This window comes from Streptomyces sp. NPDC048392, assembly GCF_043200575.1.
Classification (GTDB): domain Bacteria; phylum Actinomycetota; class Actinomycetes; order Streptomycetales; family Streptomycetaceae; genus Streptomyces.
Genome location: NZ_JBICYB010000034.1, coordinates 18,372 through 42,505, shown reverse-complemented (window position 1 = coordinate 42,505; position 24,134 = coordinate 18,372). Strand labels below are relative to the sequence as shown.

The window sequence follows — 24,134 nt, the reverse complement described above, 5'->3', positions numbered from 1 at the left end:
ACGACCACGCCCTTCGGGCGGTTCAGACGTCGCCGGGGCCGGTCCCCGGCTCCGGCGCGCCGAGGCCCGTAGCCGCGGTCAGCCGCCGGTAGGCGGCCCGCGCGTGGACGAGACGGGCCAGCGCGGTGCCGACGAGGGCGGCACCGAGCAGACACGCCAGCCAGACCGGGTCCCGTCGGCCGGTCCAGGTGAGGGTGCCGGCCGGCGGTATGGCGAAGCCGTTGAGGGACAGCCAGCACAGGACGGCCGTACCCGGGGCCGCCGTGAAGCGGGCACAGAGCCCGAGCAGGGCCGCCAGCAGGGAGAGCGCGACCAGGGCGAGGCCCGGACGGCCCGCGCCCACGGTGCCGTTGAGGAGCGCGACCAGGAGCTGCGCGCCGCCGAAGGCCCCCGCCCACACCAGAGGGTCCGCGACCGGCCGGGGAACGGGTCTGGCACCGCTGCCCAGGGGCACCCACTCGATCATGCTGACGGCTCCTTCCGGTCCCGGACCCGTCCGCCCATCTGGCGTCGGACGGCGGCCCTGTGGGCGGATTGTCCCACCGGGAAGCGCCGTGCCATGCCGTCCGGGGGCGAGGACCGGCCACCCACGGCATCACCCCGGCGATGAAGGAAACGAGCCGTGCGTCCAGTGCGGCGCCCGCGGCCTTGGCGTCCGGGATCAGTGCGAACTCCCCGCGGACGCCAGGACGGTGGCGACCTCCGCGGCGAACTCGGAGCCGTAGCGGCTCAGGAGGGGAGGCGCCGCGGCCGACTCGGGGATCCCGGCCGCGGCGCGCCCTGCCGCCCCGGGCGCGGGAGGAATGCGCGCGCCGGGGCCTGAGCGGCGACTTCCCCGGCTCCCCACCGTGACACTGCACCAACCGAGTGATCGTTCGGCTACCGCACCCGGACTGCTGGCCGGACGCCGCGGAGTCAACCGTGCGACCGGCGCACCCGTCCCGGCCGGCACCGGCCACGGACCGGCCGACCTGCCTGCCTGCCTGCCGCCATTCGGTCGGGCTGCCGCCCCTCCGGCGGATCGGGTCCGCGATGGCCACGGCGTGTCCGGGGCGGCGGAACGGTGCGGTCACCGCCAGGACAACGGTCCGCCCGGCCCCGGGGCACGCGCCGGTGACGTACCCGCCGCGGCCGGTGCGCGGGGCGCGGGACGGGCTCAGGACTCGCGGCGGGTCATCGCCCAGGCGATGTCGCGCAGTTGGCGGTAGGCCTCGGCGGCCGGCCGGGCCAGTGACAGGAACCGCAGCGCGACCGCCAGGTGGCGGCGTGCCTCCTCCTCGGCCGCCTGCCGTCCACCGGCCTCCTCCACCAGGTGACGGGCCAGGTCCACGTCGGTCTCCTCCGGCCGGTGCGGTGTGCGGTACAGCTCGCGCAGCCGCTCGGCCGCGGCGCCCGGAGCGGCGAGGGCCGCCACCACCGGCAGGGACTTCTTCCGCGCGGCGAGGTCGGCACCGACCGGCTTCCCGCTGTGCGCGCTCCGGCCCCAGATGCCGAGGATGTCGTCCGTGCACTGGAAGGCGACGCCGAGGTGCCGGCCGAACTCCCGCAGGCCGCCCACCCGGACGGTGTCCGCGCCGGCGAGTACGCCGCCCAGCGCACAGGCACAGCCGACCAGTGACCCGGTCTTGCCTGCGGCCATGGCCAGGTAGTCCGCGACCGAAACCTCGTGCGCCCGCTCGAAAGCGACGTCGTGGCTCTGCCCCTCCACCAGTTCCAGGAGGGTGCCCACGAGTTCCCGCACGGCCGTGCCGGACCGGCCCGTCGGCGCCTGGGCCAGGGTGCGCAGCGCCGCCACCAGCAGCGCGTCCCCGGTCAGTACGGCCGCCGGGGTCCCGAACAGGGACCAGGCGGCGGGCCGGTGGCGGCGCAGCTCGTCACCGTCGATGACGTCGTCGTGCAGGAGTGTGAAGTCGTGGACCAGCTCGACCGCGACGGCGCCGGGCACCGCGGCCGCCGGGTCCGCCCCCACGGCCACCGCCGACAGCAGGGCGAGCGCAGGCCGTACCGCCTTGCCGCCGCCGGACGTGGACGCGCGGGGCGCGCCGTCGGCTTCGCACCAGCCCCGGTGGTACCGGGCCACGAGGCTCTCCGCGGCCGGCAGCGACTCGACCGCGGACCGCAGGGCGGGGGACAGCACGTCCTCCACCCAGTCCAGCCGCGGGAAGGCACCTGTCGGTGCCGAGTCGGTGGTCTGCGACACGTGTTACTCCTCACGATGGCGGGTCACGGGGCTCGTCAGCGCAATCGGACGGCGCTCACGCGCAGGGCGCCGCGCAGGCCGTTCAGCCAGTCAATCGACTGCCGCACCGCGAGGAGCGGCCGGGGCGCCCCACTCGGCGAAAGATCACCGCAGCGGCCCAGCTCCAGGCCCGGGGCCCCGGGCCGGGGGTCACGCCGGTCTCGGGACACCGTCCGCCCCGCCGCGGAGGCGGCGGGGCGGACGGCTTGCGGACGGTCCGTCAGCACGGTGTGGTTGCCATCAACTTCTCGAAGGAAGCCATGCAGTCCGGGCAGTGACGCGCCCGTTCACCGTCGGTTGTCTCCATACGTTCGCGGAGCTGCTGTCCGCACAGTGTGGCCGCGGCCTGTTTGGCCAGCACGTGCCACACCAACGCTCCGCCCGCCTTCTCCGGGCCCACGCACATTTCGTACATGATCGGCCTCCCAGCCTGGACGCCGCTGACACCCTCCAGGAGACACCGGTTCGGCCGTGACCAGTAGCGTGCGGGGGCCATTCGGGTGACGGGTGCCCCGGCCGCCCGGGGCGGTCGCGTACCCGGACGGCTGCAATCGAGCAGCCAACCGGCCCTTCACCGGTGGCCGTGTGACGCGTCGTCGGCGCCGGTGACCGGGGCCGACACGACGGGCGACACGGGCGTCCACCGGGACGGCTCCGCTGACGTAGCGTCAGGTCGTGCGGCGCCGGTGACGGCGGAGCCGCTGTGCGGGCGGGCCGGGATGCGGCGCGGCGGGATGCGCGGGTCCCGCTCCCGGACCTGTTGCTCCAGGCGCGCCGGCCGCACCGCCGGTGCGGGACGGCGCGGTGGTGGACGCGCTCCCCGTCGCGGAGGAGGCGCACGGCCTCCGGGCCCCGGACGGCCGGCGCGGGCCTGCCGGGCAGCCGGGCGGGCGGCACGGAGCCGCCGGTGCTGTCGCGCGTGCTGTCGCGCGTGCGGTCGGGCAGCCGGGCGCAGCCCTCGGCGAGCGGCGCCGGGGTGCGGTCCGGCAGCTGGCGGCGGTGAGCGGCCATGGCGGGTGGGTGCCCCGGGCCCACGGGCGGACACCCGGACCGTCCGAGGGCACGGTCCGCTTGGTCCGCGGGCCCTGTTGACACTTGTCAGGTGCACCGGCGCTCAGGGCGTCCCTAGAGTGCCGAGTGCAGGCCGGTTCCGCCCGGCGGCACCAACGGCACAGCGGGAATCACCACAGGACCGTTCGCCCGTTCACAGGGGCGCGCTCATCGGGGCCAGGCCGCTCCCGCCGCTCCGAGCGGCGGGGGCCCGGCCCTCACCGACGTCTACGTCTGGGCGACGAACGTCAACCTGCGCCAGCAGCCCACCACCGACTCCAACGTGCTCGCGGTCCGCTCCGCCTACTGGCTGGACGCCGTCCGCCAGAAGCGGGGGCAGTACGTGAACGACCCGGCCGTCGGCGGGAACAGCTGGTGAACGCCGTGCAGGAGTTCTCGGGCAGTGACATCGCCCGGGTCAACAACCTGTACCTGAGGGGCGGTGAGAAGATCGCCGGTGTTCCGGACTGCTGACGGGCACCGGAGCACGGACAGGGGGCGGGCCGGGCCACCGGCCCGCCCCGGCGCGTTCAGTACAGCTTGTCGACGGCCGTGACCGTGGTGTCCCTGAAGCCGGCCACTCGGGCGTCCTGGAAGGTTCCCATCTGTCCCCACCGGACGACGGTGACGGTCCTGCCGTCCCGGCCGACCGAGAACAGGCCGATGTCCGAGGCACCCCACTCGGTGACCGTGTGGACGCCGTAGACGTGGGCGCCCTCCTCCACGTCCAGCCGGCCGTAGTACTTCTGCGTGGCGGTGACGCCGGGATTTCGCTCCATCACCTCGCGCGCGCAGCCGGCCAGGTCCGCACGCAGCAGGGCGGCGAACTCACCGGCCCGCCGGGTGCTGCGCTCGACGACCGTCACCTGGAGGGCACCGGTGTCGTACTCGGTCCAGTACCGGCGGTGGGTCGCGGTGGACGGCAGCGCCTCGCCGACACACATCGGCAGCGGGTCCGGCTGCCCGGCGGTGACCGGTCCGGCGTACCAGTCGGAGGCGGGGTGCGGCGGCAGTTCGGCCGGTTCCAGGAAGGCGGGCGGGTCGAAGGCGGGCGGGTCGTCGGACGGTGTCGCGGCGGTCGCCGGGACGGCGGCCAGGGCGACCGCGCCGGCCGTCAGCGCGGTCACGGCGGCGCGGGCTCCTCGGGCACGGACGGGCATGTCTCCCCCATGTCGGCTGGTCGGTGTCGGTCTCGGTGTCGGTGTCGGTCTCGGTGATGCTCTCCTGTACGACACGACACGGCCGCCATGGGTTGCCCTCGTCTAGCCGGCCGCGTTGCCGGTGCGTGTGCGCACCTGCTCCTCCAGGCGCCGCAGGCTGCCGTCGAGGGCGTCGGCCACCGCACGCTGTCCCGGGTCGTGGCCCTCGTCGAAGAACGACAGGTGGACCGTGACCTCGCTGGTCCCGCTGTCCAGTCCGGCGACCTGCAGCCAACCGGCGTAACTGCCCTGGTCGCGGGTGCCCCATTCGAGCCGCAGCTGTTCGGGCCTGGCACTCAGCAGCGCGGAGGTGTCCTGGTCGGTGCGGTCCTCGTGCACGGTGACGGCTGGCGGCTCCTCCGGCTCCACGTGCAGGTCCCGGGGCAGCCAGGTGTCCAGCTGCCCGACGTTCGCGGCCTGGTCGAAGACCTGCTCGGGCCGGGCGGGCATGGTGCGGGAACGCTCGTACTCGGTCATGTGGCACCACTCCTCGTCGTTCGGGTCCTACGGGACTCCTCGTCGTTCGGGTCCCACGGGTTCTGCTGGTCCTACGGCTTCTACGACGTGACGCGTGCCCTCTCCGCCCGGTCCGAAGCGCCTGGCGGCTGAGCGGCCCGGCGGGCGGGCCGGGGCGCGCGGTGCCAGACTGCTGGCAGCGTTCCCTGTCCCGGCGGGTTTCTCGACGAGGGGAGACGAGGTGTCCACGTCAGAGGCGAGCGACATGCTGCTGCTGGAGTTCCTCGCCGACCCGGAGCACCTGACCCTGGACCTGGCCACCGCGGTGGCCCGGTGCGCCAAGGCGCTGGATCTGCAGCACGCCGTGGTCTACCTCGTCGATCTGCAGCAGCGGCACCTCGTACCGCAGACCGACGTGGCGCCGCCCATCTCCGTCGACGGTTCACTCGCGGGCTGGGCCTACCGGACGCAGGCGCTGCGCGTCGAGGAGTCCGACACGGGCGGTATCACGGCGTGGCTGCCGCTGCTGGACGGTGCCGAACGGCTCGGTGTCCTGGGGGTGCACTCGTCGGCGCTCACCGCCGCCACACTGACCCGGGGCCGGGCGCTGGCCTCGCTCCTGGCCATGATGATCACGTCGAAGAGGGCGTTCGAGGACTCTTTCGTCCGGCACACCCGCACCGAGCCGATGCACCTCCCCTCCGAGATGCTCCGCGCCTTCCTGCCTCCTCGCACCATCGGCAACTCGCACGTGGTGTCGACGGCCGTCCTGGAACCCGCCTACGAACTCGGCGGCGACGCCTTCGACCACTCGCTCACCCAGACGACACTGCACGTGTCGGTCGTCGACGCCATGGGACACGACCTCGCCTCCGGGCTGACCAGCGCGGTGGCGCTGGCCGCCTGCCGCAACGCCCGGCGCAACGGGGCCGACCTGCCCGCGCTCGTGCAGAGCGTGGACGACGCGCTGGCCAGGTGGCTGCCGGAGCAGTACGGCACCGCGGTCCTCGCCCAGCTGGAGTTCGAGACCGGACTGCTGCGGTGGGCCAACTGCGGCCACCCGGCGCCACTGCTCATCCGCGGTGACCAGCTGATCGTCGACGCCCTGGAACGGGAGGCCGACCCGCCGATGGGCGCGCCCGCCCAGTTGTCCGCCGAGCCGCGCCGGACACACGAGATGCGGCTGGAGCCCGGCGACCGGGTCCTGCTGTACACCGACGGGGTCACCGAGGCGCGCACCCGCGAGGAGAAGCTGTTCGGGCTCGAACGGTTCGCTGACTACGTCATCCGCGCCACGGCCGGTGGCGAGCTGGCCCCGGAGACGCTGCGACGGCTGATCCACTCGATCCTGGACTCGCAGGCCGGCGGGCAACTGCGCGACGACGCGACGATCCTGATGTTCGAGTGGCGGCCACCGGTCTGCTGACGCGGCCGTTCCAGGTGGTCCGGGCGTCAGACCCGGTGCCCCCGCGCGCGCAGCCAGTCGCGCACGGTGTCCTTGTCGGCCGGGGTGATCCGGACGGGCCCCTCCACGTAGGGGCCCTCGTCCTCGGTGAACCCGGTGTCCGTGATCCTCGCCGTGACCCACGTGGCCAGGTCCTGGGCGGCCCGCTCGGACAGCGTGCCCTGCTCCCAGCCCGTGCGCGCCTCGTCGGCCGCGGCGCGGTCGTGGCGTTCGGTCTCCGCGAGCCACGCCGCCACCAGCCGCTCCACGGTCCCGCTGTCGTCGGTCCCGCTGTCGTCGATGCCGGTCCGCCGCTGCGTGTGCTTGTCGTTCATGCCCACCGGGTGCCCCCCGTCGCCCCGGCTCCCCACCTCCGGGGCACCCGTCGTGTCGGTGGTGACGCGCCGGGTACCCGCAGGGCCGGAGGACGGCCGGCCGGGCCCGTTCCGCGCAAGGCGGCAGCCCGGACATCCGAAAAGGGGACAGCGATGACGCAGCCCGCCGACGACCACGCTCTCGACCAGCGCGCCGGCGTATCCGAACTCCGTCCGTCGACGCAGGGTCCCGGGTCACTCCCCCCGAAGGACGCACCCGGTGAGGACCTTCCGCTCGACCGCAACCAGGCGATCCTGCAGGCGGCCAAGCAGGTGGGCGCGGTCCTGAAACGGAGCGAGCACCCGTTCGCGCTGGCCGGCAGTGTCGCCGTCTACGCCCACGGCGGCACTCAGAACCTTCAGCACGACGTCGACTTCTGCATCCGTCCCGACGACGCGGCGGCCGTCGCCGAGACGCTGCGGGAAGCCGGTCTGGCGGTGTACACGCCCCCCGAGGACTGGCTGCTGAAGGCGGACTGCCTGGGACAACAGGTCGATCTCATCTTCGAGCTGGCCCACGAGCCCGTGGCGACTGAGCTGCTGGCCCGGGCCCGGGTTCTGTCGGTCGACTCGGTGCTCATGCCGGTCCTGGCACCGACCGACCTGCTGCGCGGCCTGCTGGCGGCCTTCTCCGAACACCACTGCGACTTCGGGGCGGTGCTGCCGATCGCCCGCACCCTGCGGGAGAAGATCGACTGGGACGAGTTGCGCCGGGACTGCGGCGACGCCCCGATGCCCGCCGCGTTCTTCTTCATCCTCGAACGGCTGGAGATCATCTCGCCGGCCGGTCCCCCGGCCGCCCCGGCGGCCACCGCCTCGAAGGAGGAGCAGCGATGAGCGACCCTGCCGGCCACCAGGGCCCCGCGGCGAGCGGCCCCGCCTCCGCGGCGGGGCAACCCGAGAACGTCGAATACCGGGTGGCCCACCTGCACGACCGGCTCGCCGCTGAGGAACTCGGTGAACTCGGCGTACGGGCCGAGATCCGGGCCGGGGCGATCGCGCTCACCGGCACGGTGCCCTCGGCGCGGTGCCGCGAGACCGCGCTGCGGATCGCCCGCGAGGCGCTGGCCGGGCTGACCGTGCACACCGACGTCGTGGTGGCGGAGACCACCCGCCCCGACCACGCGGAGGAGCTGTGATGATCCGCGTCGCCGCCGTCGGAGACATTCACATGGGACCCGACAGCGAAGGGCTGCTGCGGCCCGCGTTCGAGACCCTGCCCGACTGTGCCGACCTGCTGCTGCTCGCCGGGGACCTCACCCGGCACGGCAGCCCGGAGGAGGCGCGGGTGGTCGCCCGGGAGGTGCGCGGCCTGCCGGTGCCGGTGGTGGCCGTCCTCGGCAACCACGACCACCACGACGAACAGCCCGAGAAGGTCACCGCCATCCTCCGGGACGCCGGGGTGACCGTGCTGGAGGGCGAGGGGACCGTCGTGGAGTGTGCCGGTGGCCGGGTGGGAGTCGCCGGGGCCAAGGGGTTCGGCGGCGGGTTCGTCGGGCGCAGCGCCGGTGAGTTCGGCGAGCCGGTCATGAAGGAGTTCGTGCGCACCACCCGTCGCTCGGCGGACAGTCTGCACGCCGCGCTGAGGGAACTGGACGAGCAGGACTGCGCGGCGCGGGTGGCCCTGACCCACTTCTCCCCCGTCGCCGACACGCTCGCCGGGGAGCCGCCGGAGATCCATCCGTTCCTCGGCAGCTATCTGCTGGCGGAGGCGATCGACACGGCCGGCGCCGACCTGGCCGTCCACGGCCATGCCCACCTGGGCACGGAGCACGGGATGACGGCGGGCGGAGTGCGGGTGCGCAACGTGGCCCAGCCGGTCATCCGCCGGGCCTTCAACGTCTACCGGCTGGGCGCGGCCTGACCGCCTTCCCGACCGTCAGTTCTGTGCCGGGTCCCGCGTCGTACGTCCCAGGCAGGTGACGTCGTCCGGGTCCGGTCCGGCCGCCTCGACGAGGTGGAAGCCCAGACGGTCGTAGAAGGCCCTGGCCGGTGTGTTGGCCGTCGCCATGACCAGGTGGACGGCCGGAACGGCGCGTTCCCGCAGGGCCCGCCAGAACGTGCGCATCAGGGTCCGGCCGTGTCCCCGCCCCTGCCAGCCGGGCAGCAGGTCGATGTGCAGATGCGCCGGGTAGGCCGCCAGTTCGGGGACCAGCATGCGCTCCGGGTCGTGCAGCAGCCCGGCCATGACCTCGTCCGGGGTGCCGGGCGGGCCGCCCGGCGCCGGGTGGCGCTCCGCGACCCGCGGCAGCCACTTGGCGCGGAACTCCTCGACGAAGCGGGGGGTGTCCGCCGTTCCGAGGATGTAGCCGACCGCACGGCCCGCTCCGTCGTCCAGTACGAAGGCCAGGTCCGGGTCCAGGTGGACATAGGGAGCGGCGAAGACGGCCGGCAGGACGGCGGGGTCGGCGTACACGGGCCTGCTGTCCCGGCCGTTGTGCGCGGTCCGGATGCAGATGTCGTCGAGGGCCGGGGCGTCGGCGGGGCGGTAGGGGCGTACGGCGGCAGTCTGGGTCACCGCAGCATCCTGCCCGCCTGGGAGCGCTCCCACAAGTGGTTCGCTTCGACCGGGGGCGCCCGGGTACTCGGCGCCGGGCAGTGCGACGGGCAGTTGGCGGGAGGCCGGCGATGGAGGATGCGACGGACCGGATCGCGCGGCCGTGGGGCGGCAGGACGCCCTACGGCCGTCACGAGACCTGGCCGGCCCGGGTGGACACGTTCCTGGCGGACGGAGTGGAGCCCGCGGCGGTGCAGCGGTGGGTGCAGTCCGCGTCGATCCTCCACTCGGACGGGGACGCCATGGACATCGCCGTGGCCGACGGCCGGATGGTGGGCGTGCGGGGCCGGGACGTGGACCGTGTCAACCGGGGGCGGCTCGGCCCCAAGGACCTGTTCGGCTGGCAGGCGAACGCCTCCCGCGACCGGCTGACCCGGCCGCTGGTACGGCGCGGCGGGCGGCTGGTGGAGACGGACTGGGACACGGCGATGGACCTGGTGGCCGCCCGCTCGCGGGAACTGCTGGACCAGCGCGGGCCGGGCTCGATCGGCTTCTACACCTCCGGTCAGCTGTTCCTGGAGGAGTACTACACGCTAGCGGTCCTGGCACGGGCCGGCATCGGCACCAACCACCTGGACGGCAACACCCGGTTGTGCACGTCGACGGCCGCGGAGGCACTCAAGGAGACGTTCGGCTGCGACGGACAGCCCGGCAGCTACGACGACTTCGACCACGCCGACGTGATCGCGCTGTTCGGCCACAACATCGCCGAGACCCAGCCCGTGCAGTGGATGCGGCTGCTCGACCGTTTGGAGGGGGCCGACCCGCCGCGCCTGCTGTGCGTGGACCCGCGCCCCACCCGCGTCGCCGAGCACGCCGCCGTACACCTCGCACCGCGCGGCGGCACCAACGTGGCCCTGCTCAACGCGCTGCTGCACGAGACGATCCGGCACGGGAGGATCGACCACGCTTTCATCGCCGCGCACACCGTCGGCTTCGAGGAACTGTCCGCCCGGGTCGCCGACTGCACGCCCAAGTGGGCTGCGGAGATCTGCGACGTCCCCGCCGCCCGGATCGAGGAGGCGGCCGAACTCGTCGGCACCACCGACGCGTTGGTCTCCACGGCCCTCCAGGGCGTCTACCAGTCCCACCAGGCCACCGCCGCCGCGGTCCAGATCAACAACCTCCATCTGATCCGCGGCATGCTGGGCCGCCCCGGCGCCGGCCTCCTCCAGATGAACGGCCAGCCCACCGCCCAGAACACCCGCGAGTGCGGCGCCAACGGCGACCTCCCGGGTTTCCGCAACTGGCAGAACGACGCTCATGTCGCCGACCTGGCCAAGGTGTGGAACGTCGAGCCGGAGACCATCCCGCACTTCGCCCCGCCGACCCACGCGATGCAGATCTTCCGGTACGCCGAGCAGGGCTCGCTGCGGATGCTGTGGATCAGCGGCACCAACCCCGCCGTGTCGATGCCCGAACTGTCCCGCGTCCGCTCGGTCCTGACGCGGGAGCGGCTGTTCACGGTCGTACAGGACCTCTACCTGACGGAGACGGCCCAACTGGCCGACGTCGTGCTCCCCGCGGCGACCTGGGGCGAGAAGACCGGCGCGCTCACCAACGCGGACCGCACGGTGCATCTTTCCCAGAAGGCGGTGGAACCGCCCGGCGAGGCCAAACCCGACCTGGACATCTTCCTGGACTACGCACGGCGCATGGACTTCCGGGACAAGGACGGCGGCCCGCTGATCACCTGGGACGACCCCGAGTCGGCGTTCGAGGCGTGGAAGCGGTGCAGCGCGGGCCGTCCCTGCGACTACACGGGCCTGTCCTACGCCAAGCTGCGCGACACCAGCGGCATCCAGTGGCCCTGCGACGAGCGGGCGTCCGAGGGCACCGCACGGCTCTACACGGACGGCATCGACTGGGCCCACCCGGACCTGTGCGAGAGCTACGGCAAGGACCTGGAGACCGGGGCGTCCCAGGAGGTCGTGGAGTACCGCTCCCTCAACCCCGGCGGCAAGGCGATGCTGAAGGCCGCCGCCTATCTGCCGCCGCACGAGGAGCCGGACGAGCAGTACCCCTTCCAGCTCACCACCGGCCGGACGATCTACCACTTCCACACCCGTACGAAGACCGGGCGGGCGCCTCAGCTCAACGACGCCGCCCCGGACGTGTGGGTGGAGATCTCCACCGGCGACGCGGAACGGCTCGGCCTCGGCGAGGGCGACCTGGTCGAGGTCGCCGGCAGGCGAGGCTCGCTGCGCGGTCGACTGCGGGTGACCGGTATCCGCGCGGGACTGCTGTTCGTGCCGTTCCACTACGGCTACTGGGACACCGAGGGCGGGTCGGGGCCGGGCCGGGACACTTGCGGACGGGCCGCCAACGAGACGACCGTCACCGACTGGGATCCGGCCTCCAAGCAGCCGCTGTTCAAGACGGCCGCGGCCGCGCTCACCCTCGTGGAGCGCGGTGACGGCCGGCCGTCCCCGGCACCGACCACCACCGCGTCGGCGCCGGTCACCGACGGCGCCTTCCGGCCCACGGCGGGCGGAGCGGCGGCGCGCACGACACAGGAGCCCGCCGAGTTCCCGCACGGCCGTGAGGAAGGCGCCCAGTGAACGGCATCACCCTGACCCTGCGTACGCTGCACCGCGGCGAGCGGCACCTGGCGCACGACCTGGTGACCGTCGCCGAGCGGCACCGTACCGAGCACGAGGTCCACCACGTCGCCACCGACCTCGCCCGCTGGTCCCGCGAGCACATGCGACGGCTCGCCGAGGCAGCCGCACAGCACGGGGCGAGGCTGGGCGATCCGCCGGACCACTCCTCGGACGGCGTCTTCGCGACGCTGCGGAAGAAGGCGTCCGAGGCGGTCGTACACCGGCCGGAACCCGGCCTGCTCCTCCTGCGCGACCTGCGGGAGCTGCACGTCGCCGCGGCCGAGAACTCACTGCACTGGGAGATGCTGGCCCAGGCGGCGCAGGCGAAGAGGAACAGCGAACTGCTGGGGCTCGCGTCCTCCTGTCACCCTCGGACACTGCGCCAGATGCGCTGGACCAACACCATGATCAAGAACCTGTCGCCTCAGATCCTCACCAGTCTGTGACCTGCGCGTTCCCTGCCCGGCGCGGTGCGGTGAAGCGCCGGACGGGGGACGGGCGCCGAATGGCGCCGACGGGTCCGGGCACCTGATGATCCTTGTAGGCGCCCCACCCCTTCACCCTTGTTCACCCTTGGAGAGAGCGAGACAGCGTCATGAGTCTTCTGCGTCTGGTCGGCCGTCCCATGCTCGCGTCGATGTTCGTCGCGGGTGGTCTGCAATCGCTGCGCAGGCCCGAGGACGTGGCCCCGGCGGCCGAGCCGATCGTGCGGCCGGTGGCCGATCGCGTGCCGGTCCTGCCGGACCGCACCGAGCAACTCGTACGGCTCAACGGCGCCGTACACGTGGTGGGCGGGATCATGCTCGGAATCGGCCGCTGCCCGCGGCTGGCCGCGCTGGCCCTCGCGGCGACGCTGGTCCCCACCACGCTGGCGGCGCACCGGTACTGGGACGCTGAGGACCCGTCCGACCGTGCCCAGCAGCGCATCCACTTCCTCAAGAACCTGTCCATGATGGGCGGGCTGCTGATCGCGGCCGACGACACGGGCAGCGCGCCCTCGTTGCTGTGGCGTGGCCGGCACGCCGCCCACGACCTGCGCCACGACGCCCACTTGGTGCACCGCTCGGTCCGGGCCGCGGCCCGCCCCGCGGTGCGGGCGGGTGGCGTCCGGGCCAGGGTGGGCATCTGAGCCGGGGGCCGAACGGGCGTTAGCGCGCCGCGTGTGGGGGGACCCGATGCCCGTGGCGGGACGGTTCCGTAACCGCCACGAACCATGCTGGAGGTGGAACATGGGACACGGAGGAAACGTCATCGACGAGCTGACGACCGATCACCGTGAGGTCGAGGAGCTCTTCGGCAAGATCGAGGCACTGCCGTCCGGCCACAAGGACCGCAAGCTGTACGCCGATCAGGCCACGATCGAGCTGATCCGGCACTCGGTGGCGGAGGAGGCGTATCTCTACCCGGCCGTTCGCGAGCACGTGGCGAACGGGGGTGCCCTCGCGGACAAGGAACTCGAGGACCACGCCGGAGCCGAACAGATCATGAAGGATCTGGAGGGCTGCGCGGCGGACGACGCCGAGTTCGACCGGTTGATCGGCATGCTGATGAGCGAGATCCGTGAACACGTCGCCGACGAGGAGGACAACCTCTTCCCACGGCTCCGCGAGGCGTGCCCCGCGGAAGCCCTGGACCAGTTGGGCGACAAGGTCCGCCAGGCGAAGAAGACGGCGCCGACCCGACCGCACCCGGCCGCCCCGGACAAGCCCCCGATGAACAAGCTCCTCGCCCCCGGCGCGGGAATGGTCGACCGGGTGCGGGACGCGATGTCGGGCCGGGGCAAGTCCGACTGAACGACAGTGCCGGCACCACGTGGGAGGGGCCCGTCGCCACGGCGACGGGCCCCTCCCACGTCGCATGTCTCGTGCCGGTCACTTCGCGCGTGCCGTGCCGGTCACGTCGCGCGTGCCGTGCGGCGAGCGCCCTCACGCCCACCACTCCTCCGTCTTCTCGTCGGGCCTCTCCTCCGTCCCCCCGGCAGTCGTCCGCACGGCCGCCGTCGGGAACGGCTCGGGCCGTCCGCGGAGGGCTGCGACGGTGCGTTCCAGGCCGTCCTGCCAGGTGACGCTCGGCAGCCAGCCGAAGATCTCGCGGGCGAAGCCGGTGACCGGCCGGGGTTCGGCGCGCCCGTCCCCCGAGTCCTCGACGAAGGTCAGCGGTGAGTCGGAGCCGGTCAGGCCGATCACCAGGCGGGCGATCTCCGCGGCCGTGGGTTCCTCGTCGCCGCCGATGTCCACGGGCCGTACCGAACGGCCGGACGCGACCCGCAGGATGCCGTCGACCATGTCGTCGACATAGCAGAGGGGATGCGTCCGGCTGCCGTCCCCGGCGACCGTGACGGGCCGGCCGGACAGGGCCTGCTCGATGACGGCGGCCGGTGTCCCCCCGCCGTCCGTGCGCATGCCGGGCCCGTAGCCGGTGAACAGCCGGACGATCCCCGCGTTCGAGCCGTGGGCGCCCGCGTGCGCGGCGACCAGGGCCTCGGCGAACCGGACGGCCTCGGCGCGGACACTGTGGGGGCCGACCGGGTCGGCGCCGTCCGCGGTGCCACCGCGGCGGGCGTCGGGGCACACCGGCGGCGACGAGGCGAGCAGGAACCGGGCGTCGTCCCGGTCGGCCACGGCCAGCGCGGTACGGGTGCCGAGGCTGCCGGCGTCGAGGACCTCCACCGGCCGGTCCGGCCAGGCTGCCGGGGACGCGGGTCCCGCCAGGTGCAGGACGAGGTCGTAGGGGCCGGTGAGCGCCTCCGCTGAGCCGGGTGCGGAGATGTCCCGTTCCAGGAAGCGGAAGCCGGGGCGGCCCGCCAGGTGGGCCACCTTCTCGGCCCGCCCCGTGGAGAGGTTGTCCAGGCAGTCGACCTCGACTCCCGAGTCGAGCAGTCGGGTGCACAGGTGGGAGCCGAGGAATCCCGCACCTCCGGTCACCAGGGCACGGGCCCAGGGCGGGCGGACCTCCCCGCGCGGGCTGGACAGCGCCATCGGCATCATGAGGACGACCTTTCTCCCTCGGCGAGGCACTGACGGAGTACTCACGGAGCACTCACGGAGTGCTGAAAACGTGCCCCGAGTGCCCCACCGGGCCGTTCACATGCTCTGACGCCTGCCGTCGCCCGCCGTACCCCCGCCCCCAGGCGCCGGTGGAGCCCACCGTGCAGAACCTGCTGATCGCGCGGATCACCGGCTCGGCCGCCGCGACGGGTCCTTCGATGTCGGTCCATACCGCGCCCGCGCCGCTGATCAGCGTGTTCGGCGGTGCGGCCCGGCCGGGCGCGGGATCAGGCGACGAGGGCCTGGCCCGGATCCAGTCGGGCCACGAGCTGGGCCTGGTGCAGGCCGGCGATGGGAGCGAGGAGGTCGGGGTGACGCAGCAGAGCCGCTGCCCGGCGGTCGTCCTCGTCGGGCGCGAGCAGGCGGCGGAACTCCACCGGCCCCCCGGGCGGGGAGCCGCCCCCGGCCAGCGCCGCCACGGCCGGCGCGGCGAGTGCCGGGTCGGTCAGCAGGCAGGCCGCCCAACTGGCGACGACCTCGTCCACCCAGGTCCGCCAGGCCTCACCGTCCGGTCCGGCGGGCGCCGCCCCGTCCGCACCGGTGATCCAGTCGAGCCGGGCGGCGCCTCCGGGGCCCGCGACGCCAAGGAGCGCCACGTCCATCGGGGTCGGATAGCGCAGCCGGGCCGCGACCGTCACGGCCTGCCGGGCCTGCACCTCGCACAGGGCGCCGGCCAGTGCGCCACCGGACGCCGGATAGGCGCGGGTGAGCCACTGGGCGGTCGCCGCGATGACGGGGGAGAGATCTGTCTGCACTGCCGGGCCGTCCGAACTGCTCGTCGTGGGAAACGCCGGTCCGGGAAGACGGTAGCCCGCGGCGCACCGCGCGGAACATGGCCCGGCTCTCGTCCACGGCGTGGCCTCGGCCACAATCGGGCGGCCGGGCCCGGCATCGTCACGGCGCCCGGCCGACCGTCCCGTCACTTGAGCCCCCTCCTTACCCGGGGGTGCGACCCTGGGCCGCGTCCGCCGATCACCGGGTTGGTGCCCGGGCCACCGGTGGGGAGGAGAAGTCCTGAGTAACGCCATCCTTTCCGAGGCCGTCCCGGTCGTCCTGCTGCTGGGCGTCCTGGCCTTCGCCGTGCTCCGTCCCCGGGGCCTGCCGGAGGCGGTGGCGGCCGTGCCCGCCGCCGTGCTCGTCGTGGCGCTGGGCACGGTCACTCCGCACCGGGCGTGGGAGCAGACCCGCACGCTGCTGCCGGTCGTGGCCTTCCTCGCGCTGGTGCTGATGCTGGCGTACCTGTGCGCGAAGGAGGGCCTGTTCGAGGCCGTCGGCGCGGCCGTGGCCCGCCGGTGCGGTGGCAGTCCGCGGCGGCTGCTGGCCGGGGTGTTCGCCGTGGCCTGCGCGGTCACGGCGGTGCTGAGTCTGGACGCCACCGCCGTACTGCTCACGCCCGTGGTCCTCGCCACCGCTTCCCGGGCGGGTGCCAGGGCCCGCCCGCACGTGTACGCCACGGCGCATCTGGCGAACTCCGCCTCGCTGCTCCTGCCGGTCTCCAACCTGACCAACCTGCTGGCGTTCGCGGCCAGTGGGCTGACCTTCACCCGGTTCGCCGCGCTGATGGCGCTCCCCTGGCTCGCCGCGATCGCCGTCGAGTACGCCGTGTTCCGCCGCTTCTTCCGCGCGGACCTGGCCGAGCCCGTACCCGCCGCCCCCACGCGCGTCGGTACGGTACCGGCCGGCTCCGCGCGGGCCGCTCCGGTGCCCGCGAAGGCGCCGGGCGCCCCCGGTGCCTCTCCGCCCGTGCCGGACGCGCCGCCCGTGCCCACCGTGCCCCGTTTCACCGTGGTCGTCGTGGCCCTGACCCTGGCCGGGTTCGCGGTGGCCTCGCCGGCCGGGCTGGACCCCGCGTGGGCGGCGCTCGGCGGTGTCCTGGTGCTCGGTGGGCGGGCACTGGCCCGGCGCCATGTCACGCCCCGGGACTTGGCGGGCGCCGCGTCGCCGCTGTTCTGCCTGTTCGTGGTGGCCCTCGGCATCGTGGTGCAGGGTGTGGTGGCGGGCGGTCCGGCCGCGGGGCTCGGGCGGCTGCTGCCGGACGGGGACTCGCTGCCGGCGCTGTTCGGGGTGGCGGCGGTGGCCGCGGTGCTGGCCAACCTCGTCAACAACCTGCCGGCCGTGCTCGCCCTGCTCCCCCTGGCCGCGCCCGCCGGGCCGGGCCAGGTCCTCGCCGTGCTGATCGGTGTGAATCTGGGCCCCAACCTGACCTATGTGGGTTCGCTGGCGACCCTGCTGTGGCGGCGCGTCCTGCACCGGCACGGCGTCGAGGTGGAGCTCGGCCGGTTCACCCTGCTCGGGATGCTCACCGTGCCGGCCACGGTCGTCGCGTCGACGGTGGCCCTGTGGGGGACGCTGCGCCTCACCGGCATCTGACGGCCCGGGCGCCGCCCCGCGCCGGGCGTCCGCTCACTGGGTCGCCACGACGATGCAGCGCCGCAGCTCCTCCACGGCCTCCGGAGCGCCCTCGGTGGTCGCACCGCCGTCCCCGTCGGCGTCCGCCCGGTTCCACAGCGCCCGCAGCACGCCCTCCGGGGAGCCGCTCAGCGTCACGTCGGCCGTGCCGTCGCCCGCGCCGTCCGTGACGGTGAACCCGCCGGGGCCGGTCCGCACCCGCCACGCCGCTTCGTCACCGGCCCGCACCAGGAACGTACGTCCCGGCGAGCCGTCCAGGATCTCGGCGAAGTAGTCGCCCCACTCCGCCACGGAGCACGCCGCCGCGGTCACCGCGTTCCGGTGCCCTCGCGCACGGGGCGCGCCCACCGGGCTGTGGCTCACCAGGCTGTGCTGGGCACCGCGGGACGACGGACCGCCTCGGCCGCGTCCCGCAGGTGCAGGGCGACGGTGATCAGGGCGCGGAGCGCGGAGGGCCGCAGGCTCTGGGCGCTCTCCGCGGCCAGCACCAGCAGGCATCCCGCGGCCTGCTCGACGACCGGCACGGAGAAGGCGAAGTCGTCGCCGTCGGCGCCGCGGAACGCGCGCCAGGGCGTGGCGGCACCGTCGATGGCCTTGTGCACCGCCTGCTCCAGGTGCTGTGCGGCCTGCCGGCACAGGGGGGCGGGCAGGGTGATGGTGCGATGGAACGCTGAACTGGTCATAGTCCCACTGCTCCCCCGCGCCCGGGGTGTTCGATCGGCGTACCGGACGGTATTCACCAGGTCGGCGGCAGCGGGCCCCGGTTCGGCCGCGGCGGGTCGCGGCCCGTGCCGTGGCCGGGTGCCGGACGGACTCGGAACGGTCCCGGTCCGGGCCGCGGCGGGCCCCCGGACACACCCGCAACCGTCCCGACCCAAACCGCGCCAGCCCCCGGACACACCCCCAACCGTCCTCGTCGGCCGTGGCGGGTCCCGGACGGCCGCGGTGCGCTCCTCGTCGGCCGCGGGGTGGAGGTCCTAGGCTCGTGGGCATGTCTCCCACCACCTCGTCCTCGGCCGCCGCGTCCCGGTTCACCGGCCGGGCGGTGACCGGTGAACGCCCGCTGTCCGGGTCGCTCACCGAAGTCGCCCTCGATGACGGCCGGACGGTGGTGGTCAAGGTCGCGGACGGCCCCGGTGCGGCGCGGGCCGAGGCCGCGGGGCTGCGCTGGCTGGCCGACGCGGGCACGGTGCGGGTCCCGGCGGTGCACGGTGTGGACGAGCACCGGCTGGTCACCGAGCGGGTGGCGCGGGGGCCGGCGGGTGCCGCGGCGGCGTTCCGGTTCGGCCGGGACCTCGCCGGGCTGCACGCCGCCGGGGCGCCGGCGTTCGGTGCCGCGCCGCCCGGCGGGCCCGAGGAGGCGTACATCGGGCTCGCCCCGATGCGCAATGTCACCGGTGACGACTGGCCGCGCTGGTACGCCGCTCACCGGGTGCTGCCGTACCTGCGCCGCGCGGTCGACGCCGGCACCGTCCGGGCGGCCGAGGCGGCCGGTGTCGAGCGGGTCTGCGAGCGGCTCCCCGAGCTGGCGGGGCCCCCGGAGCCGCCCGCCCGGTTGCACGGGGACCTGTGGAACGGCAACGTGCTGTGGGGCGCCGACGGGCACGTCCACCTGATCGACCCGGCCGCGCACGGCGGCCACCGGGAGACCGACCTGGCGATGCTGCGCCTCTTCGGCTGCCCCCACCTGGACCGGGTCCTGGCGGGCTACGAGGATGCGGCGCCGCTCGCCGACGGCTCGGTAGCCCGCGTCGGCGTGCACCAGCTCTTTCCGCTGCTGGTGCACGCCGTGCTGTTCGGGCGCGGCTACGCCGAGCAGGCCCTCGGGGCGGCCCGGGAGGCACTGCGGCACGCGGGGTGAGCACCGTACGGGCCGACGCATCGGGGTGCATGCCCCATCACGTGCCCGTCGGCGGTCCCGTCGGGCCGCATGTCCCATGGGGACATGTGCGACGACCGGGGCGTGCGCCCGGCCGTAGTCGTCGACGCCGCCGCCGGAGTCCTGATCGCCGCCCCGCGTCTGTGGGCGCGCGGCGGCGAGGCGCACGCGGGAGCGGCGGACCTCGCCGCCCTCGTGGAGAGGCCTACGACGACGCCCTGGTCTCGGAGGCCGCGGCCGCGACCCCCGACCGCACCACCGAAGAGTGAGAACAGCACCCCGGCACCCCGGCACCACCGCACCCTCGCCGCCGCGCCCACCGACCACGCCCGCCGAGTTCACCCGCACCGCCCTCGTCACCGGCGCCGCGTTCGGCATCGGCCCGGCCACCGCCCGCGGGATCGGTGCCGGCGGCGCGGGTGTCGTCAGCGCCGACTGTCCACGAGCGGCAGCGAGCGGGCAAGGTCAGCGGCCGCGCGGTGATCCTGCCCCGCGGCTGAGCGTCCGCCCGTCCCGGTGTGCCGAACCTTGCCGAGGAGGCGCGACCGGTCCCCCGTTCCGGTCGTGCCCCCCGGCCCGTCGAACCTACGTGGACGGCTGCGCCGTTGTGAATCGTGTCCATGCCCGCTACCGGGGCGTAATGACTCACCCGTGCACAGGTGCGTCCGGATGGCCCGGTTTCGTCCCGTGCAGGAGCGGTTGGCCGAGGTCTCCGGCCACCAGGTGGGCCAGCACGACCTCGTACAGGTCGCTGCCCGCGGCGAGCAGTTGGCGTTCGAGGACGGGCTCCGCGCTGCGGACGTGCTCGCGGACGGTCTGGGCGTGCACGCCGAGCTTCTGGGCGGCACGCTCGGCGTTGCCGCCGACGGCGATCCAGGTGCGCAGGGTGCGCCGCAGGTCCCGGCCGTCCGGGTCGAGGCGGCCGAGCAGGCCGGCGGCCCAGGAGCGCAGCGCGGGCCCGGACAGCAGGTCGCCGAGGCGGGCCGCACCGGGCCGCGCACCGACACCGGGCGGGGGCTGGGCGAGGCCGACCTCGGCGTTCAGGGCGAGGTGCACGGCGGCGCGGACGGTCAGGTCGGCGAAGTCCGTGCCCAGCAGTCCCTCGACCCGGTCCATGCGGGCGCGGACCGTGTTGCGGCTGACCCCGAGGATCTTCGCCGTGTTGACCGCGGTGAACTCCAGACCGAGCCGGGTGGTGGCGAGGAGTTCGGCGCGGGTGGGGTGGGACAGGGTGTCCAGCGGGCTCAGTACACGGGCCGTCCAGTCGTGCAGGGCCGCGGGGTCCATCAGACGCTCGGGGCGGGTCCGCTCGGCGTACACGGCCGCCTGGTCCGGACGGAACCGGGCGACGGCCAGGGCGCTGACGGCCTGTCCGTACGCGGCGGCGGTGCGGGCGAGGTCCTGCCGGGCGCTGCCGCCCACGAAGACGCCGGGGAAACGGCCTACGAGGGTGCGCAGTTCGCGCCCGGCCGCGTCGCGGGGAGCGAGGACGATCACGTGTCCGTCCATCGCCGGGCACCGCACGACCAGCGCCCGTTCCCCCGTCAGCGACAGGCACTCCTCGGCGAGGCGGTCCCGTTCACGGGGGCTGCTCTCCACGACGTACACACACGCCGTGTCGGTGTCGAGGAGACCCGGCCAGAGTCCGGCGGCCACGCGGCGGGCCGAGACGGTGTCCTCCACCATCAGCAGCTGCAGGATGGCCAGGCGCAGGTCGGAGGTGGCCCGCCGCAGCCGGTGCCCGGCCGCGCTCGACTCGTGGCCGGCCAGCAGCAGCTCCATCACCTGGGCCGCGTGCGTGACGATGTCGGAGACGCGCCGGTCGAACGGCTGCTCGCGCGCCACCGCGAGGACGGCGGCCGGCGCCGGGTGGGACCGATCCACGCGGACGAGCCGCAGATGGCGGCCCCGGTCCTCCAGCGCGGCGGAGGCGATCCGGCCGGAGGTGATGTCGGCGATCAGGTCCTCGTCCAGCGGGATACGGGTGCCGGCCAGCAGCGGGCCGGGGCCGGCCTGCAGCGAGACGGCCGCGTGCGCCGTGCCGGCGAGCCAGGCCACGACCCGGTTCAGGTCGCGCCCGGCCGGCCGCAGGTGCTCAAGCAGTTCCTCCGCCCATCCCACGCGCTCACCGGCCCCGGATGTCCGCTGCCCTCTCCCGTACTCTCGGCCCGCCACGTCGGCCTCTCCTCGTCTCGCCCCGGCCCGAGCCCGAGCCCGAGCCGGGGACGTTACCTCATGGCCCTACCCGGAGCCCTCCCGGCGGGAGCGGAAGGCCGGCGGGGGCACACCGGGCTGCCGGCCGGAAGGGTCGGACGGGGCTGGTGCCGCCGGACGGTGGCGGGCCTGTCGGACGGGGCGGGCGAGCGGGCATAAGCTCGGTGAATGGCGAAGTACTTCGACGTGCACCCCGACAACCCCCAGCCGCGCAGCATCGCCCAGGTCGCCGACAGCGTCCGCTCCGGCGCGCTGATCGCGTATCCGACGGACTCCTGCTACGCGCTGGGCTGCCGGCTGGGCAGCCGCGACGGGACCGACCGCATCCGGTCGATCCGGCAACTGGACCACCGGCACCACTTCACCCTGGTCTGCCAGGACTTCGCGCAGCTCGGTCGGTTCGTGCAGATCGACAACGACGTGTTCCGGGCCATCAAGGCCTCGACCCCCGGCAGTTACACCTTCATCCTGCCGGCGACGCGGGAGGTGCCGCGCATGCTCCAGCATCCGAAGAAGAAGACCGTGGGCGTGCGCATCCCCGACCACGTCGTCACCCAGGCCCTGCTCGCCGAACTCGGTGAGCCGCTGCTGTCCAGCACGCTGCTGCTGCCCGACGAGGAGGAGCCGATGACCCAGGGCTGGGAGATCAAGGACCGGCTCGACCACGTGCTGGACGCGGTCATCGACTCCGGGGACTGCGGCACCGAGCCGACCACGGTCGTCGACTTCTCCGGCGGCGAGGCGGAGATCGTACGGCGGGGCGCGGGCGACACCGCCCGGTTCGAGTAGCGGACCAGGACGACACCTCCGCGTACGACCCGGAGGCGACCGAGCGGCACTGGGCGGCACTGCTCGACCTCCTGAAGCGGACGTGGTGAACCGGGCGCCCCGAAGCGGCCGGGCCGGGAAGGGAGCCGGCGGCCCGTCGGCGGCCTCTCCCCTCCTCCAGCCCCCGGCCCGGGCGTTGTTACCGTGCCCGGGTGTCCAACTCCTCACGTGATTCCGCCGAAGGCGCCGGCTGGGGCTCCGCCGAGCGCGGCGCCTATCGAGCGCTCATGCCGCAGCACACCGAAAAGCTGTCCTGGCTGAGCCCGAGAACCCTGTGGACCGCCCGCAACGGCATGCTGGCCTCCTGGTTCGGGGACCCCACGGGCCGGACCCGCTCCCGCTGGGTGGCGCAGCGGGCGGCGGCCGGGGCGCCGGCCGACAAGGTGATCCGGCGGGCGGACCCGGACCGGTTCTCCTTCCTGGTCATCGGCGACACCGGGGAGGGGGACGACCCCCAGTACGCCGTCGTGCCCGGGCTGCTGAAGGCCGGCGGGGACACCCGGTTCGCCGTCCTCGCCAGCGATGTGATCTACCCGGTGGGCAGTGCCGACGACTACGGCACGAAGTTCTTCCGCCCGTACCGCGACTATCAGGCGCCCATCTACGCGATACCGGGCAACCACGACTGGTACGAGGACCTCGACGGCTTCATGCGCGTCTTCTGCGACGACGCCCCGCCCCTGCCGCCCGAACCCGCGCCGCGCCCCCTCACCCGGGCCCGGCTGCGGTCCCTGTTGTGGCACCGTCCCCGCCCGCGGGACGGCCGGCACCTGGACGAGGCCCGCAGGCTGCGCCCGGCCCCCGCCCAGCAGGCCGACCAGCCCGGACCGTACTGGGCCGTCGACGCCGGTCCGGTGCGGATCGTCGGCATCGACACGGGGCTGCTGGGCACGCTCGACGCCGAGCAGGGCGCCTGGCTGAGCGAGGTGTCCGCCGGTCCCCGGCCGAAGATCCTGGTCACCGGATCGCCCCTGTACGTGGACGGCGAGCACCGTCCGTGCCCGATCGACGGCGGCGGCACGGTCGACGACATCGTGCGCGACCCCGCCCACCACTACGTCGCGGCGATCGGCGGCGACATCCACAACTACCAGCGCTATCCGGTCGACGTGGACGGCCGCACCGTCCAGTACGTCGTCGCGGGCGGCGGCGGCGCGTTCACGCACGCCACGCACACCATCCCGCGCGTCTCGGTGGCCGGCGTCACCGAGGACGACTTCCGCTCCTATCCGCTGCGCGGCGACTCCCTCGCCTTCTACAGCGCCCTCTACGGCCGCCGACTCGGGCTGCGCCGCCTCTTCACCCTCACGGAGGCGGAGGCGACGGCCGTGATCGCCGAACGCCTCGGCATCCGCACCGGCCGCGCCCCGGGGAGCGACGCCCGGGTCACCCGGCGCACCCGGCTGGTCGCCGGGCTGCTCGGCACGGCACTGCGGCCCGGGCGTCGCAAGCGGTTGCGGCTGCCGGTGCGCAAGACCTACACGCAGGTGTTCTCGCCGGGTTCGGCGACCTACAGCCCGCCCTTCTTCAAGTCCTTCCTGCGGCTGGACGTCTCGCCGGAAGCGGTCCGGCTGCGCTGTTACGCGGCCACCGGCAACCGGGCGCAGGAGGAGGACCCGCCGGTCGAGGACGAGGTGACGATCCCGCTCGGCTAGGCCCTGTCGTCGAACTCCCGTCTGCCCGGCGGCGTCATGCACGCACTCTCGCCGTACCGGGCTCCGACCCGAGTACATCCCGTACGAGGCGCGGGACCCGGCACGCCGAGATCACGCACCTGACGCCGCGGGGGCCGCCCTCCGGGCGACGACGCGAGTTGGACGACAGGACCTAGACCA

General features: G+C 74.3%; 23 protein-coding genes and 2 pseudogenes. 14 read left to right on the top strand and 11 right to left on the bottom strand.

Going from position 1 to position 24,134, the window contains the following annotated elements; translation table 11 throughout:
- Positions 1-22: 22 nt before the first annotated feature.
- From ACGFYH_RS30850 to ACGFYH_RS30835, 4 genes are all read right to left on the bottom strand, one after another.
- Positions 23-466 carry a hypothetical protein gene (locus ACGFYH_RS30850; protein WP_393806470.1) on the bottom strand — a complete coding sequence of 148 codons (444 nt, stop codon included), beginning with the start codon at positions 464-466 and terminating at the stop codon, positions 23-25.
- Positions 467-1,156: 690 nt separating this feature from the next.
- Positions 1,157-2,200, bottom strand: coding sequence for a polyprenyl synthetase family protein (locus ACGFYH_RS30845; RefSeq protein ID WP_393806469.1), 1,044 nt, complete (start codon positions 2,198-2,200; stop codon positions 1,157-1,159).
- A gap of 1,619 nt (positions 2,201-3,819) precedes the next feature.
- A complete protein-coding gene (locus ACGFYH_RS30840; protein ID WP_393806468.1) occupies positions 3,820-4,449 on the bottom strand; it encodes a hypothetical protein in 630 nt (209 codons plus the stop codon).
- Positions 4,450-4,551: 102 nt separating this feature from the next.
- On the bottom strand, positions 4,552-4,965 hold the full coding sequence (locus ACGFYH_RS30835; protein ID WP_393806467.1) for an SRPBCC family protein: 414 nt from the start codon (positions 4,963-4,965) through the stop codon (positions 4,552-4,554).
- Between the two features lie 220 nt (positions 4,966-5,185).
- On the opposite strand from ACGFYH_RS30835, the gene ACGFYH_RS30830 reads away from it, so the two are divergent.
- On the top strand, positions 5,186-6,370 hold the full coding sequence (locus ACGFYH_RS30830) for a PP2C family protein-serine/threonine phosphatase (protein WP_393806466.1): 1,185 nt from the start codon (positions 5,186-5,188) through the stop codon (positions 6,368-6,370).
- 26 nt (positions 6,371-6,396) lie between these two features.
- Here the strand turns inward: ACGFYH_RS30830 and ACGFYH_RS30825 are convergent, their stop codons facing one another.
- On the bottom strand, positions 6,397-6,723 hold the full coding sequence (locus tag ACGFYH_RS30825; RefSeq protein ID WP_393806465.1) for a hypothetical protein: 327 nt from the start codon (positions 6,721-6,723) through the stop codon (positions 6,397-6,399).
- A 153-nt stretch (positions 6,724-6,876) separates the two neighbouring features.
- Between ACGFYH_RS30825 and ACGFYH_RS30820 the strand changes: the two genes are divergently transcribed.
- From ACGFYH_RS30820 to ACGFYH_RS30810, 3 genes are read left to right on the top strand one after another with little or no spacing between them, the layout of a single operon-like run.
- Complete coding sequence (locus ACGFYH_RS30820; protein ID WP_393806464.1) at positions 6,877-7,599, top strand: nucleotidyltransferase domain-containing protein; 723 nt, start codon at positions 6,877-6,879, stop codon at positions 7,597-7,599.
- Positions 7,596-7,901, top strand: a complete 306-nt coding sequence (locus tag ACGFYH_RS30815; RefSeq protein WP_393806463.1) for a BON domain-containing protein — start codon at positions 7,596-7,598, stop codon at positions 7,899-7,901. The genes ACGFYH_RS30820 and ACGFYH_RS30815 overlap by 4 nt, the downstream gene beginning before the upstream one ends.
- Positions 7,901-8,626 carry a metallophosphoesterase gene (locus ACGFYH_RS30810; RefSeq protein ID WP_393806462.1) on the top strand — a complete coding sequence of 242 codons (726 nt, stop codon included), beginning with the start codon at positions 7,901-7,903 and terminating at the stop codon, positions 8,624-8,626. Before ACGFYH_RS30815 ends, ACGFYH_RS30810 begins: the two co-directional genes overlap by 1 nt.
- A gap of 15 nt (positions 8,627-8,641) precedes the next feature.
- On the opposite strand, the gene ACGFYH_RS30805 is transcribed toward ACGFYH_RS30810, so the two are convergent.
- Positions 8,642-9,280: a GNAT family N-acetyltransferase gene (locus ACGFYH_RS30805; protein ID WP_393806461.1), complete on the bottom strand. Its 639-nt coding sequence runs from the start codon at positions 9,278-9,280 to the stop codon at positions 8,642-8,644.
- A gap of 110 nt (positions 9,281-9,390) precedes the next feature.
- On the opposite strand from ACGFYH_RS30805, the gene ACGFYH_RS30800 reads away from it, so the two are divergent.
- The 4 genes from ACGFYH_RS30800 (at position 9,391) to ACGFYH_RS30785 (ending at position 13,715) form a co-directional block, all read left to right on the top strand.
- On the top strand, positions 9,391-11,880 hold the full coding sequence (locus ACGFYH_RS30800) for a molybdopterin-dependent oxidoreductase (RefSeq protein WP_393806460.1): 2,490 nt from the start codon (positions 9,391-9,393) through the stop codon (positions 11,878-11,880).
- The gene (locus tag ACGFYH_RS30795; protein ID WP_393806459.1) at positions 11,877-12,368 is read left to right on the top strand and encodes a hypothetical protein; all 492 of its coding nucleotides are present in this window, start codon (positions 11,877-11,879) and stop codon (positions 12,366-12,368) included. The genes ACGFYH_RS30800 and ACGFYH_RS30795 overlap by 4 nt, the downstream gene beginning before the upstream one ends.
- A 149-nt stretch (positions 12,369-12,517) precedes the next feature.
- Positions 12,518-13,051: a DoxX family protein gene (locus tag ACGFYH_RS30790; protein WP_393806458.1), complete on the top strand. Its 534-nt coding sequence runs from the start codon at positions 12,518-12,520 to the stop codon at positions 13,049-13,051.
- Positions 13,052-13,151: 100 nt separating this feature from the next.
- Complete coding sequence (locus ACGFYH_RS30785; RefSeq protein ID WP_393806457.1) at positions 13,152-13,715, top strand: hemerythrin domain-containing protein; 564 nt, start codon at positions 13,152-13,154, stop codon at positions 13,713-13,715.
- A 132-nt stretch (positions 13,716-13,847) separates the two neighbouring features.
- Here ACGFYH_RS30785 and ACGFYH_RS30780 read toward each other — a convergent pair whose 3' ends face one another.
- Entirely contained in the window at positions 13,848-14,909 is a 1,062-nt protein-coding gene (locus tag ACGFYH_RS30780; protein WP_393806456.1) for an NAD-dependent epimerase/dehydratase family protein, read from the bottom strand.
- Positions 14,910-15,058: 149 nt separating this feature from the next.
- On the opposite strand from ACGFYH_RS30780, the pseudogene ACGFYH_RS30775 reads away from it, so the two are divergent.
- Positions 15,059-15,181: pseudogene (locus ACGFYH_RS30775) on the top strand (MFS transporter); the annotation flags it as partial.
- Positions 15,182-15,196: 15 nt separating this feature from the next.
- Here ACGFYH_RS30775 and ACGFYH_RS30770 read toward each other — a convergent pair.
- Entirely contained in the window at positions 15,197-15,724 is a 528-nt protein-coding gene (locus ACGFYH_RS30770; RefSeq protein ID WP_393806455.1) for a hypothetical protein, read from the bottom strand.
- A 325-nt stretch (positions 15,725-16,049) separates the two neighbouring features.
- On the opposite strand from ACGFYH_RS30770, the gene ACGFYH_RS30765 reads away from it, so the two are divergent.
- Positions 16,050-17,339, top strand: coding sequence for an SLC13 family permease (locus ACGFYH_RS30765; RefSeq protein ID WP_393806454.1), 1,290 nt, complete (start codon positions 16,050-16,052; stop codon positions 17,337-17,339).
- Between the two features lie 33 nt (positions 17,340-17,372).
- On the opposite strand, the gene ACGFYH_RS30760 is transcribed toward ACGFYH_RS30765, so the two are convergent.
- Together ACGFYH_RS30760 and ACGFYH_RS30755 are read right to left on the bottom strand one after the other, a co-directional pair.
- A complete protein-coding gene (locus ACGFYH_RS30760; protein WP_393806453.1) occupies positions 17,373-17,741 on the bottom strand; it encodes a hypothetical protein in 369 nt (122 codons plus the stop codon).
- Positions 17,738-18,061 carry a hypothetical protein gene (locus tag ACGFYH_RS30755; RefSeq protein ID WP_393806452.1) on the bottom strand — a complete coding sequence of 108 codons (324 nt, stop codon included), beginning with the start codon at positions 18,059-18,061 and terminating at the stop codon, positions 17,738-17,740. Before ACGFYH_RS30755 ends, ACGFYH_RS30760 begins: the two co-directional genes overlap by 4 nt.
- A gap of 308 nt (positions 18,062-18,369) precedes the next feature.
- Here ACGFYH_RS30755 and ACGFYH_RS30750 point away from each other — a divergent pair, with 308 nt between their 5' ends.
- A complete protein-coding gene (locus ACGFYH_RS30750) occupies positions 18,370-19,239 on the top strand; it encodes a fructosamine kinase family protein (RefSeq protein ID WP_393806451.1) in 870 nt (289 codons plus the stop codon).
- A 663-nt stretch (positions 19,240-19,902) separates the two neighbouring features.
- On the opposite strand, the gene ACGFYH_RS30745 is transcribed toward ACGFYH_RS30750, so the two are convergent.
- Entirely contained in the window at positions 19,903-21,432 is a 1,530-nt protein-coding gene (locus tag ACGFYH_RS30745; RefSeq protein WP_393806450.1) for a helix-turn-helix domain-containing protein, read from the bottom strand.
- Between the two features lie 207 nt (positions 21,433-21,639).
- On the opposite strand from ACGFYH_RS30745, the gene ACGFYH_RS30740 reads away from it, so the two are divergent.
- The 3 genes and pseudogenes from ACGFYH_RS30740 to ACGFYH_RS30730 all read left to right on the top strand — a co-directional run bounded on the left by ACGFYH_RS30740 (position 21,640) and on the right by ACGFYH_RS30730 (position 23,954).
- Positions 21,640-22,260 (top strand): L-threonylcarbamoyladenylate synthase, encoded by a 621-nt coding sequence (locus ACGFYH_RS30740; protein WP_393806449.1) that lies wholly within the window; start codon positions 21,640-21,642, stop codon positions 22,258-22,260.
- A 5-nt stretch (positions 22,261-22,265) separates the two neighbouring features.
- Positions 22,266-22,349: pseudogene (locus tag ACGFYH_RS30735) on the top strand (dienelactone hydrolase family protein); the annotation flags it as partial.
- Positions 22,350-22,451: 102 nt separating this feature from the next.
- Entirely contained in the window at positions 22,452-23,954 is a 1,503-nt protein-coding gene (locus ACGFYH_RS30730) for a metallophosphoesterase family protein (RefSeq protein WP_393806448.1), read from the top strand.
- Positions 23,955-24,134 lie beyond the last annotated feature (180 nt).